This is a genomic window from Acinetobacter portensis (assembly GCF_009372215.1).
GTDB classification, from domain to species: Bacteria; Pseudomonadota; Gammaproteobacteria; order Pseudomonadales; family Moraxellaceae; genus Acinetobacter; species Acinetobacter portensis.
On the sequence record NZ_LWRV01000043.1, the window covers coordinates 1 to 11,093 of the forward strand.

13 protein-coding genes and 1 pseudogene are annotated in these 11,093 nt (G+C 35.9%); 5 read left to right on the plus strand and 9 right to left on the minus strand.

Annotated elements, in window-relative coordinates; all coding sequences use genetic code 11:
• From A6M14_RS14240 to pyrE, 3 genes and pseudogenes are all read right to left on the minus strand, one after another.
• Nucleotides 1-124, minus strand: a pseudogene (locus tag A6M14_RS14240) (IS30 family transposase); the annotation flags it as partial.
• A 59-nt stretch (nucleotides 125-183) separates the two neighbouring features.
• A complete protein-coding gene (locus A6M14_RS04560; RefSeq protein WP_152873832.1) occupies nucleotides 184-618 on the minus strand; it encodes a hypothetical protein in 435 nt (144 codons plus the stop codon).
• A gap of 56 nt (nucleotides 619-674) precedes the next feature.
• The gene (gene pyrE / locus A6M14_RS04565) at nucleotides 675-1,325 is read right to left on the minus strand and encodes an orotate phosphoribosyltransferase (RefSeq protein ID WP_152873833.1); all 651 of its coding nucleotides are present in this window, start codon (nucleotides 1,323-1,325) and stop codon (nucleotides 675-677) included.
• Nucleotides 1,326-1,365: 40 nt separating this feature from the next.
• On the opposite strand from pyrE, the gene A6M14_RS04570 reads away from it, so the two are divergent.
• Together A6M14_RS04570 and A6M14_RS04575 are read left to right on the plus strand one after the other, a co-directional pair.
• Nucleotides 1,366-2,184, plus strand: coding sequence for an exodeoxyribonuclease III (locus A6M14_RS04570; protein WP_152873834.1), 819 nt, complete (start codon nucleotides 1,366-1,368; stop codon nucleotides 2,182-2,184).
• A gap of 446 nt (nucleotides 2,185-2,630) precedes the next feature.
• A complete protein-coding gene (locus tag A6M14_RS04575; protein WP_152873835.1) occupies nucleotides 2,631-2,978 on the plus strand; it encodes a Spx/MgsR family RNA polymerase-binding regulatory protein in 348 nt (115 codons plus the stop codon).
• 65 nt (nucleotides 2,979-3,043) lie between these two features.
• On the opposite strand, the gene A6M14_RS04580 is transcribed toward A6M14_RS04575, so the two are convergent.
• Nucleotides 3,044-3,481 (minus strand): DUF2147 domain-containing protein, encoded by a 438-nt coding sequence (locus A6M14_RS04580; RefSeq protein ID WP_152873836.1) that lies wholly within the window; start codon nucleotides 3,479-3,481, stop codon nucleotides 3,044-3,046.
• Between the two features lie 157 nt (nucleotides 3,482-3,638).
• On the opposite strand from A6M14_RS04580, the gene A6M14_RS04585 reads away from it, so the two are divergent.
• Nucleotides 3,639-4,550, plus strand: a complete 912-nt coding sequence (locus tag A6M14_RS04585; protein WP_152873837.1) for an alpha/beta hydrolase — start codon at nucleotides 3,639-3,641, stop codon at nucleotides 4,548-4,550.
• A gap of 40 nt (nucleotides 4,551-4,590) precedes the next feature.
• Here the strand turns inward: A6M14_RS04585 and A6M14_RS04590 are convergent, their stop codons facing one another.
• The 5 genes from A6M14_RS04590 to A6M14_RS04610 all read right to left on the minus strand — a co-directional run bounded on the left by A6M14_RS04590 (nucleotide 4,591) and on the right by A6M14_RS04610 (nucleotide 8,976).
• Nucleotides 4,591-5,268 (minus strand): glutathione S-transferase family protein, encoded by a 678-nt coding sequence (locus tag A6M14_RS04590; protein WP_152873838.1) that lies wholly within the window; start codon nucleotides 5,266-5,268, stop codon nucleotides 4,591-4,593.
• A 2-nt stretch (nucleotides 5,269-5,270) separates the two neighbouring features.
• Complete coding sequence (gene dsbD / locus A6M14_RS04595) at nucleotides 5,271-7,052, minus strand: protein-disulfide reductase DsbD (protein ID WP_241678040.1); 1,782 nt, start codon at nucleotides 7,050-7,052, stop codon at nucleotides 5,271-5,273.
• Between the two features lie 66 nt (nucleotides 7,053-7,118).
• Nucleotides 7,119-7,886: a transporter gene (locus A6M14_RS04600; RefSeq protein ID WP_152873840.1), complete on the minus strand. Its 768-nt coding sequence runs from the start codon at nucleotides 7,884-7,886 to the stop codon at nucleotides 7,119-7,121.
• A gap of 18 nt (nucleotides 7,887-7,904) precedes the next feature.
• Complete coding sequence (locus tag A6M14_RS04605; RefSeq protein WP_152873841.1) at nucleotides 7,905-8,447, minus strand: ankyrin repeat domain-containing protein; 543 nt, start codon at nucleotides 8,445-8,447, stop codon at nucleotides 7,905-7,907.
• A gap of 148 nt (nucleotides 8,448-8,595) precedes the next feature.
• Entirely contained in the window at nucleotides 8,596-8,976 is a 381-nt protein-coding gene (locus tag A6M14_RS04610; protein ID WP_152873842.1) for an HPF/RaiA family ribosome-associated protein, read from the minus strand.
• 587 nt (nucleotides 8,977-9,563) lie between these two features.
• Between A6M14_RS04610 and A6M14_RS04615 the strand changes: the two genes are divergently transcribed.
• Together A6M14_RS04615 and A6M14_RS04620 are read left to right on the plus strand one after the other, a co-directional pair.
• Nucleotides 9,564-10,307, plus strand: a complete 744-nt coding sequence (locus tag A6M14_RS04615; protein ID WP_152873843.1) for an outer membrane protein OmpK — start codon at nucleotides 9,564-9,566, stop codon at nucleotides 10,305-10,307.
• 96 nt (nucleotides 10,308-10,403) lie between these two features.
• Nucleotides 10,404-10,913 (plus strand): GNAT family N-acetyltransferase, encoded by a 510-nt coding sequence (locus A6M14_RS04620; RefSeq protein ID WP_152873844.1) that lies wholly within the window; start codon nucleotides 10,404-10,406, stop codon nucleotides 10,911-10,913.
• Nucleotides 10,914-11,093: the final 180 nt, after the last annotated feature.

Consider the following 11,093-nt stretch of genomic DNA (forward strand, 5'->3'; position numbering starts at 1 on the left):
ATTGATGACACGCCCTAGGATGTCTTTTAATGAGTTCAGCAAATTTTCTGGGTGAAAAGCCTTCTTTTCTTGACTCAAGCATTAATGCAGTACGATCTTCAAAGTTAAGATGATGGTATGACAATTTTATATACTCCATAAACCCTTTAAATTAATTAGGTGGTTTATGTCGCACTTCAAGTTTTACTCTGCCTCACCTTTCTCATACATTGATTTTAAATATTTATATTTTCCAAATTTATATAGTGAACTATTTTTAGCCCCTCCAATAGTATCAATAGCTGTGACCGCTTTAGGTTTTTCTGGATACGAAGGAGTAACTACTTCTGCTTGTTTGATAAAACCATTTGTAAAACCCGCTGGATAAGGTCCAAATCTTAAAACAAACTCCTCCAGAATGTGAGTCCACACTTCCAACCAATATAAACCTGTATCATTTACTTCGGGTAAACTAATTTTCCCTTCATTCGAAAGCACCGTTATATTTGAAAAAATATGTTGAGTGCGCTCCTCAAGGTCTTTTTTTGATAGAAACTGCATATATCTATTCTTCCTATACGCCCTCCTCCAAAGCTCATGAATAGCCACAACCTGCCCTCCAAACTTAACTAAGTTCATATTTAATCAATTCAAAAAAGGAAGCATCAGCTTCCTTTTTTACATCTCTAAAAATCTTAGATACCATATTTAACGCGGTATGCTTCCATTTTCGCTAAAGCTCCTTTCTCGCCTTTCGCATCTAAATAATCCATCAAATCTTTCATTGTAATTAAAGCATGAACAGGAATTTCTAACTCTTTTTGAACTTCTTGAATGGCAGAAAGTTCACCCTGACCTTTTTCTTGACGGTCAAGCGCAACCAAAACACCCGCAATTTGAGCGCCTGCATTTTTAAGAATAGTCACCACTTCACGAATAGCCGTACCCGCAGTAATCACATCATCAATAATCCAAACTTTTTTACCTTCAACAGAAGCGCCAACTAAAACACCACCTTCCCCGTGATCTTTCGCTTCTTTACGGTTAAAGCCCCAAGGCACACTCACACCATGATTTTGCGACAACGCCACAGCCGTTGCAGCAACAAAAGGAATACCTTTGTACGCAGGGCCAAAAACTACATCAACATTTTCACATTGTGTTAATTTATCTGCGTAGCCAGAAGCTAATACGGTTAAAGCTTCACCGTCGTTTAATAAGCCTGCATTGAAAAAATAAGGACTCACACGACCCGATTTTAAAGTAAACTCACCAAATTTAAGCACACCACGTGATAATGCAAGTTCGATAAAAGCTTGAGGGTTAAACTGAGCTGGCGATGTCATGAGGTGCTCCAAAATTCATAAAGAAAGGTTATGACTGCGCATGATACCAAAGAGTAGCTATCCAAGTGATCAAAAAATTTTACGAGTAGTGTCAATAAACGTAAACGGTTTACGTGCAGCTGAAAAAAAAGGCATTTTCGATTGGATGGCAACATCCGATGCTGACGTCATTTGCATGCAAGAATCACGCATTACTCACGAACAATGGACAGACAAATTCAAACCTGAAGGATGGCATACTCATCTTTTCCCTGCGGAAAAATCGGGCTATGCAGGTACAGCAATTTACAGTCGCTTACCCTTTGTATCGGTTACCGATGGCTTAGGCTTTGAACTTGCCGATTCACAAGGTCGTTTTATTTCAGCCGAATTTGATCTTGGATTAGATCAAACTGCGCATATTTGCTCATTATATCTTCCATCTGGTTCATCTGGCGATGAAGCTCAAGCGCGTAAAGACCACTTTTTAGATGAATACAAAAAAATTCTAAAACAATGGCGCGATGAAAATAAATCAATCATTGTTTGTGGTGACTACAATATCGTACATAAACGCATTGATATTAAAAACTGGTCGGGCAACCAAAAAGCTTCGGGCTGTTTACCACATGAACGCGCTTGGCTCGATCATATTTACGATGATTTAGGCTATGTCGATACTTTCCGTGAAGTGCGTAAAGAAGCCGAAGTGTATTCTTGGTGGTCTAATCGTGGGCAAGCACGTGCGAAAAACGTAGGTTGGCGTATCGATTACCAAGCATGCTCACCAGATTGGAAAGAACGTACTGTGAATGCATGGGTGTATAAAGAAGAATGGTTCAGCGACCATGCCCCTGTAATCATTGACTATAAAATCTGAAAGAATTTTCAGTTTACATTTGCTCACTGAATGTGGTTTATTATCCTACACGACATGTCGTATTTGCGTATTTATCTCCACATCGATTCAGCGCATTATGGCTCCACGGCAAAGGGACACTGTCAGGATGACAACAAAAGGATTGGAAGCCGTAGGATGAAGCAGGAACAATTAATTTTGTTCTCAAGGATGTAAGACATTGGACGTTGTAGCGAGACCCACATGATCAGGATGATTAAATGTGGGTTTTCTCTTTTCTAGGTCATCATTTTTTATTATTCAGTTTTTATTCGTCTTATCTATACCTCTTATTCTCAATTATTTTTATGACAAAAATATGAAGATTTCGTATCAATCATGTGAAATATCCATTTTTTGAATTCGCATAGAGCTTTGTTTTATTTTAAGCTAATCTATATAAAATTTAGATTCATTAAGGCGTCATCATGCTCAAGGTTTATGGTATTAAAAATTGTAATTCGATGAAAAAAGCATTCGATTTATTAACCGAACTTGGTTTGTCATATGAATTCCACGATTATAAAAAACAAGCAATTGATGCTGAAACTGTAAAAATTTGGCTAGACAAAATTGGGCAAGATATTGTGCTCAATAAAAAAGGCACAACTTGGAAAAAACTCAGCGAAGAAGAACAGCAGCATGCGCTTGCTAGTGAAGCAAATATCATTGAAACACTTACCACACACACCAGTATGATCAAACGTCCAATCATCGACTTAGGTCATGGCTTTATTGTGGGTTTTGATGAAGATGCCATTCGTACATTAAAATAAATATCTCCAAACATAAAAAAGCCTGACAAATGTCAGGCTTTTTTATAACTTTAAATTCATCAAACTTAGTTAGCGCGAATCCAAGTTTGGTTACGACCTAATACTGCAACACCAATATAGCCACGAAGCTCAAGTTTCTTACCGCCATCAGCTAACTTACCTTTTAGGCTATAAGATTTGCCGTTTTTCGGATCAAGAATTGTGCCGTTGTCGTAGCTTGTACCACCTACATTTTTAAGGTTACGTACAATTGTCACACCTTTAAGTGATTTATTCTTGTATGTACCTTCACATTTTGTACAAGAGTTTTCTTCACCTGGCGTCAAAACGCTTTGAATTGATGCAGTCAAAGTACCGTTTGTTTGCTCTGTGAACTTAACAACCGCTTTTGGCTGTTGAGTTTTATCATCAATTGTTTTCCAAACTGTACCATTTAGTGGGTCTGCTGCATGAGCTAATCCAGCAAGACTCAACATACCAAATACCATTGCAATTTTTTTCATTTTTCATATCCCTGATGTATCTTTAATATTACAAGCCTAGTATCAAAAAATCGCTAAAATAAAGCAATTTATGAATGTGACCATTTGGTGTAACTTTGTAATTTATATTGTTGAACTTAATAAAAAGTGTCTAAATAACAATCAATATAGAGTATATATGGACAGACTGCCAATGTGGAAACAATTATTAACAGAGCAGTTTCTTAGGACTGCAATTAAAGCTCCAAGCAAATTTAACATTCCTATTGGTTCGACTCGTTTTTCACTTGAACAAATGTGCAAACTTTTCCCTAAAGATTCAAGCGTAAACATTCGTAAAATATCTTTAGCAGGATTAAAAGCTGAAGAAATAAAACCGCAAGATGAAGCCACGCAACTGATTTTTCACATACATGGTGGCGCATTCTTTTTAGGTTCACTCAACACACATCGTGCATTTCTCACACATGTTGTGGCTCGCACGCAAATGCAAGTGATTCATGTCGATTATCCTCTTTCTCCTGAACATCGCTTTCCTACTGCTTTAAATGCATTATTTGATGTCTATCAAGAATTACTTACACAAGGTATTCAAGCCAAAGATATTATTCTGTCAGGAGATTCTTGCGGTGCAAATTTAGCTTTAGCTCTTGCCTTAAAAATTCGAAATGAAAAACTGCCTCAAGCAAGCGGTCTAATGCTACTTTCACCATTCTTAGATTTAACACTTACTAGTGAATCAATTCGCTTTAATCAAAAACATGATGCTTTGCTTTCTGTCGAAACCATTCAAACAGGCATTAAACATTACTTACCTAATGATGTAGATGTCGGTGATCCTCGAGTTTCCCCTATTTTTGATGACCTACACGATTTACCACCCACCTTGGTTCAAGTTGGTTCAAAAGAGCTTTTATTAGATGATGCTAATCGTTTTAAAGAAAAAGCCGAAGAAGCAGGTGTAGATGTTACATTTAAAATTTACACAGGCATGTGGCACAACTTTCAAATGTTTCATTCTTGGTTTGAAGAAGGCAAAAAAGCCTTGGCAGATTTAGCTGAATTTGCACATGAACAAGATAAAGATTAAACGATAAAAAAAGAAGATATATATCTTCTTTTTTTCAATTCTATTTCTCTGTCTGATAGGGCTCTAAATAATTTACCCACGCATCTTCTAATAAAGCACCATTAATCCATTCTTTTAAAGCTGGATGTTGAAGCATGGTATTCATATAAATTTGCGTCTTTTCACTTACAGGCAACGCATAGGTTTTTAAACGTGTCACCACAGGTGCATAAAAGGCATCTGCAATAGAAAAATCACCACATAAAAAACCATCGACATGTGGACGTTCTGACCAAATTTGCTCAATACGTGCAACATCCGCACGCAAAGCTTCATGCTCTTGCCAAAGTTCAGCACCTTTTTCGGCTAAATTTGCTCGAATATTCATGCCATAAAGGTTACGAATATTTGGAAAACCACTATGCATTTCCGCTGAAATACAACGTGCTCTAACACGTAATTTCACGTCGATGGGCCATAAAGATTTTTCAGGATATTGTTCTGCCAAATATTCACAAATTGCTAAAGAATCCCAAACCAAAAGATCATTATTTACAAGTGCAGGAACTTTTCCATTTGGATTAACTGCCAAAACATCTTGCTTAAATGTGCCTGTATTCCGCTCTTTTGCAAAAGGAATCATTACTTCTTCAAACGGAATATTAAACGCCTTGAGCACCAACCATGGACGCATCGACCAACTCGAATAATTTTTGTTGGCAATATAAAGTTGCATCATAGTTAATCTCCCAAGTGTTGTTTAAATTTTTCAATTTGAGTGAGCAATTCTTGTTCTGAAAATGCACCTGTTAAACGCAAACTTCGAATTTCTTGTTGCTGATTATTTAAGAACAAATAGGTTGGTGGCCCTAAAATATCTCGTTCATTTAATAATGCTTGATGACCTGCATCGTACTCACTTAAATCAAGCTTAATTAAATAGAAATCTTTTAACGCATTTTTTACGTGGTTAGATTTTAAAATACGATGTTCAATTGGCTGACATGCCACACACCAATCTGCATATACATCAACAATAATGGCTTGATTTTTCGGTGCTTGTGACAATATTTGATTAAATTCAGCTGCTGTATGAGCAATGTGCCAAAGCACTTCTGAAGATGAGTTGCTATTTGAAATAAAAAATCTTTGGCTTTGTTGATATTGGCTATAAACCATATATGGCGCAGTCAAAATTAGGATGACAATATAGACCCATTTCCATTTGGTTCTATTCCACATAAAGCGAAAAAGAACATAAGCAATAAAGCTTATCCCTAAAACAAGACTTAAACATTGCAGCCAAGTTTCAGACAGTAACGGTCTAACAAAATACAGTGCCAAACCCAACATAATAAAAGCAAATATCACTTTTATTTGATTCATCCACGTGCCCACTTTAGGCAAAATTTTGGAACCTAAAATACTGGCAATAAGAAGTGGCGTTCCCATACCAAAACCTAAAGTAAATAGTAGCACTGCTCCATGCCACTGACTTTGGGTTTGTGAAATAAAAAGTAACGCACCTGCCAATGGTGCAGTCATACAAGGACCAACCAACAAGGCTGAAATCATTCCCATAACCGCTGCACCAACAAGGCTCCCCCCCTGTTGCATGGTTTGTGCATGATCAAGTTTATTCACTACAGTTTGAGGCAATTTAAGCTCAAATGCGCCAAATAAATTTAAAGCGAAGACCACAAACAATAAGCTAAAAGCGATTAATGTAGATGGTTGTTGCAACCATCTTTGAAAGTTCAATCCTGCCGATGATGCAATTAGCCCTAAAATGGCATAAACAGTCGCCATACTAGAAACGAATACCAAAGCAATCATCCATGCTTTTAACCCTTTATTATTACGAACAATAAGTGAGGTTAAAATTGGAATCATCGGTAATGAGCATGGCGTAAAAGCAAGTAAAATACCCAAACCAAAGAACAGTAATAATCCATAAATAAATGAACTATCTGCAAGTTTTTCCGACCACATTTGGTCTTTGGCAGATTCGCTATTTGATGAAACATCTTGTTGAATTGTATTTAAATTTGTCTTATCTGCATTCTCAGTATTTTGAGCAGTTTTTGCTAAATCTAAAAAGCTTTTTGACGCTGATGCTTGATTTTTTAGTGCAACCAATCCATCAACATCCGTTTCAAACTCAATATGTTGTGATGGATAACAAATTCGATCTTTGGCACACCCCTGCCAAGTCACTTGATATTTTTTTGAGGCTTCTACAGGAATATTGAACTGAACATTTTGATAATAAACTTGGGTTTTACCGTAGTTCTCATCATGTAAATTTTCAGCTTTAGGTAAATTTAAAGGAAGTATTTTTGAATTATTTTTAACTTCAAATTTATGTTGATACAGATAGTAATTTTCAGGAATTTCCCAATTTAATTGGACTTGTTTTGAATTTATAGATTCAACTGAAAATGCAAAAGCATCTTCTGCTGAACGTAAGGAAGTTTGAGCATATAAAAGGGTTGAGAGAAGTAATAAAAATCCGCTCAACATCCACTTCAAAATGATATTCAAACTCAACTTATTTTCTAGAAGATGCTTTGTCATAGATTCTTCAAATTAGAATAGGTAAGAAACCCCAAATCCTGCTTGATAACCTTTATCTTTTCCATTTAGGTCTAAACCAACTGTTGCATCAACTTGGGCACGTTCACTAATGGCATAAATTACACCCGAACCTAAGTTATATTCAACGTCTTGACCTTCTTGCTTACGATAAACCAACTCAGAAAAACCTGACCAGTTACCCGCAATGAGATATTCAACTGTTGGAACAGCAGTAACAGCCCAATGACTATCTTGTAATTCATAGATCATAGAAATAGATGTTGTCAGCTGATCGTTATAATCGTAAGCAACAACTGAGCCTAAGCTATAAATATCTTTATCATTACTAAAATCTTTATTCCCTGTTGCAATCACAGCTTGTGCCAAAACTGCCATCGACATTTTGTCATCATCTAGCTCAATGGCTTTTTTCAAACCAATGCTCACATCGCCTAAACCATGTGTAGATTCTTTAGTTTTGCCAATTTTAGATTGTGTCCACTGTGGACCATCCCAACCTAATTGTAATTCTAGACCTTCAGCTAAACCTGTACGTAATAATACATCGGCACTATATGTCGATTTTTTTTGCTTACCATCTTCCGATTTGGATTCAGTATAACTATAGCTAGGTAAAGATTGCTCCCAAGCAAGTTTGCCTACAGGTGTAATACCTGTTCCTATCCCAGAACCCGTGTGGTCAAATGAAAATTCAGCCGCAACTGCATTTGCACTTAAACCTGCCAATAAAGTGAACCCTAAAGTTTTTAATGCTGACATCGTTTTTATCTCAAGTAATTAAACCAATTCTTTTGTCATTTTTGCGCCATGAGCACGTAGAAGTTCCAAAGTCTGCTTTTCTTCTTCCAATGCTTCTGACCAATTAATTTCATCGAAATCACAATCGAAGAATAAATCACTAATTGAAGAAAGAATTGTTAAATCTTCTTCATCTTTTGTATTTGGATTAACTTTCTCTTCTAATAAACGTTTTACAGCAGGTACGCATGCAGAACTCGCAGCATCCCAAAGTGGACCATAAACTTCTTCTGAATCCCACAAGTGAACGTTTACTTTCGCTTGAATTAAAGCTTCTAGAATTTCTAAATGTACTGCTAAATTTGCTTGTTTTTGTTCTGTGCTTAAAGGCTGACCTGCCTCATGCGCTTCACAAATTTCTTCCCACCATTTGAATAAGCCATCAGACCATACAGAAATTGCAGGACCTTTTTCGCCATCAATGAAATTTGGATCGAGACCATCTGCTAAAAGGCTTTTCACTTGCGCAAGGTTTGATTCTTCTAATGCTTGCACCAAGAGTTGTTGCTGCGCTGTTAACATAGAGAAAGCTCTCATCAATTTAATTTATCTGTATTATGCAGAATATTTACACATTTGTTTAAATTAAATGTGCAAACAACATTTTTAATTCCTCAAAAAGACGATAAAAAAAGCCCCGAAGGGCTTTTTGAGACGAAATGAATAACAATTATTCGTCATCTAAATCTTCATCGACAACACCTTCATCGGCATCAACAAAAGCAGGTTGAGCACTACGAGGTTTTTCATTTTTTTCAAATGTATGTTCAAGACTTCTTTTTAAACGATCAATTGCACCATGAATTGCAGTATCAACATTATGACCTTTATGGTTCACAACCACTGGTTTTAAACCTGCAGGACGTGCTTCGATCATACATTTAATGTCGGCTTCACCGCCTTTAGGACCATTTTCATCGCTTAAATGAACTGAAAAATGTGTTATTTTTTCGCTGTGACGTTGGAATTCTTGATGTAGCTCTTCACGCACATAGGTAATGAGTCTGTCACTATTTTGAATGTTTTTGTCTGTACGTAGTTCAATATTCATACAATTCCATCCTCTTCTTTATTTGTATCTTTTTGCACAAAATTATTATCTTGGCACGTTATTAACCTACTGCTATAAGCAGTACTAGAACACCTTCAAACTATTTTGGAATAGATCCTCCACGTTGAATGATGAACACTAATGAGGTCTGCAGAACCGTGTCCTTATACTTCGAATATCGGGCCTAACTCGAAATATTGCAAGTGATATTTGCAAAAATAGCAAAAGTATAATGTTTTATGACAATCTGAAGTTTTAACTAAAAAATGTCATCTAAATTAATGCTCACACCTAAAATGGATGAGTCATAATTTGATGAAGATTTAGTAAGCAATTTGGCTTTTTAAAATAATGGTTATTTTTAAACCTTTTGATAAAAAATAATAGAAAATAAATTAAATGTTCTTTAATACTCAATTAGATATTTATATCGATATATTTCTTTAGGAATCAAATCTTTTAGGCTTTTACTTTTATAACAAAAGATAAATTACTCTTTTAAAGCGCAGACCAATCATCTTTTTTGGCTTTATTTTTGCTTAATAACCTGTATTCTTTACACGTTTTCTTGGGGAAGATGAACTTTCATGAACTTTAATCAAATTGCTGCTGCAACTGTTCTTGCAACAACTGCGGCTTTCACTCAAGCAGCTCCTGTGTGGCAAAACTTTAGCCTTACTGGTTTGTATGGCGAAAACTATGCACACCCTGTAAATGGTAAAGACAACAACCAACAAACAACGATTACTGCAGAATATGCAGCAAAGTTAACTTATGGTGACTTCTTTGCTTTTGCAGACCGTGCACACAATGACTTTGAAAATAGTACTTATTTCGAGATTTCACCTCGTTTAAGCCTTGGTGCTGTAACAGGTAAAAAACTTGAACTTGGTCCAATTAAAGATGTGTTAATTGCAACAACTTGGGAACGCAACAGCTCAAATGCTCCAGGTACTGACTTTAACAACTATCTTTATGGTATTGGTTTTGACTTAGCAATTCCTTACTTCCAATATGCTCAATTGAACTTCTACAGAGCTGATAATGATTTGAATGCAGATGATTATCAAATGACATTTACTTATGGCGTTCCGTTTAAAGTAGGTGCTGAAGACTTTCTTGTAGATGGTTTCCTTGACTGGTCAACTGCTGAAAAAGACCATGCAAGTGAATTGAACTGGACGACTCAGTGGAAATGGAATGTAGGTAAACATATTTCTCCAGATACACGTTTATACCTAGGTGTTGAACACTCTGTGTGGAACAACAAATACGGTATTAAAGGTTTAGATCAACATGACGTAAGTGCTTTAATTAAGTACCACTTCTAATTGATTTGAAGTCCAAAAAAGCAAGGCTTAAGCCTTGCTTTTTTTATGCCTAAACATGCATGATTCAATTTATAGTTTCCATATTTCATGATGTTTATGTCTTTTATTATTCGCCTTGCGACAGAGCAAGATTTACCTGAAATTCTCAATATTTATAATGCTGAAATTTTAAATGGCTTGGCAACTTGGAATGAACAACCATACGACATTGAACATTTCCAAAAATGGCTTAAACAGTTAGAACAACAAAATTTTCCTGTCTTTGTTGTTGAAGATTCAATTCAAAATAAAGTTGCAGGCTACGCAGATTATGCATCTTTTAGAAATTTTTCGGGCTATAAATACAGCGTTGAACATTCAGTTTATATTTCACCTAAATATGCAAAACAAGGTTTAGGCAAACGCCTTATGCATCATCTTATTGAACATGCAAAACTCAATAATATGCATGTGATGATTGCAGGCATTGATCATGAAAATATTGGGTCAATTGAACTCCATAAAAAATTGGGTTTTGTGCAAACCGGCTATATGCCTCAAGTAGGACAAAAATTTGGTAAATGGCGAGATTTGGTCTTAATGCAACTGATGCTAAAAAGTGAATAAAACTCAATAAAAAAGCGCAAATTAATGCGCTTTTTTATTTTGAGAAAAATTAAGAAATTACAATGTATTCTTCATCGGCAGCAGAGCTTGCAAACTCTTCCATACGTGTAATTAAACCATTTTCAAATGTATAAATTTGCACCCATTTTTGAGCCAAAATACTAGGGTCTGTTGACATTT

Coding starts and splice junctions, on each gene's coding strand:
- A6M14_RS04560 (WP_152873832.1), bottom strand. CDS start 618: ATGAACTTAGTTAAGTTTGGAGGGCAGGTTGTGGCTATTCATGAGCTT.
- pyrE (WP_152873833.1), bottom strand. CDS start 1,325: ATGACATCGCCAGCTCAGTTTAACCCTCAAGCTTTTATCGAACTTGCA.
- A6M14_RS04570 (WP_152873834.1), top strand. CDS start 1,366: ATGATACCAAAGAGTAGCTATCCAAGTGATCAAAAAATTTTACGAGTA.
- A6M14_RS04575 (WP_152873835.1), top strand. CDS start 2,631: ATGCTCAAGGTTTATGGTATTAAAAATTGTAATTCGATGAAAAAAGCA.
- A6M14_RS04580 (WP_152873836.1), bottom strand. CDS start 3,481: ATGAAAAAAATTGCAATGGTATTTGGTATGTTGAGTCTTGCTGGATTA.
- A6M14_RS04585 (WP_152873837.1), top strand. CDS start 3,639: ATGGACAGACTGCCAATGTGGAAACAATTATTAACAGAGCAGTTTCTT.
- A6M14_RS04590 (WP_152873838.1), bottom strand. CDS start 5,268: ATGATGCAACTTTATATTGCCAACAAAAATTATTCGAGTTGGTCGATG.
- dsbD (WP_241678040.1), bottom strand. CDS start 7,052: ATGTTGAGCGGATTTTTATTACTTCTCTCAACCCTTTTATATGCTCAA.
- A6M14_RS04600 (WP_152873840.1), bottom strand. CDS start 7,886: ATGTCAGCATTAAAAACTTTAGGGTTCACTTTATTGGCAGGTTTAAGT.
- A6M14_RS04605 (WP_152873841.1), bottom strand. CDS start 8,447: ATGTTAACAGCGCAGCAACAACTCTTGGTGCAAGCATTAGAAGAATCA.
- A6M14_RS04610 (WP_152873842.1), bottom strand. CDS start 8,976: ATGAATATTGAACTACGTACAGACAAAAACATTCAAAATAGTGACAGA.
- A6M14_RS04615 (WP_152873843.1), top strand. CDS start 9,564: ATGAACTTTAATCAAATTGCTGCTGCAACTGTTCTTGCAACAACTGCG.
- A6M14_RS04620 (WP_152873844.1), top strand. CDS start 10,404: ATGTCTTTTATTATTCGCCTTGCGACAGAGCAAGATTTACCTGAAATT.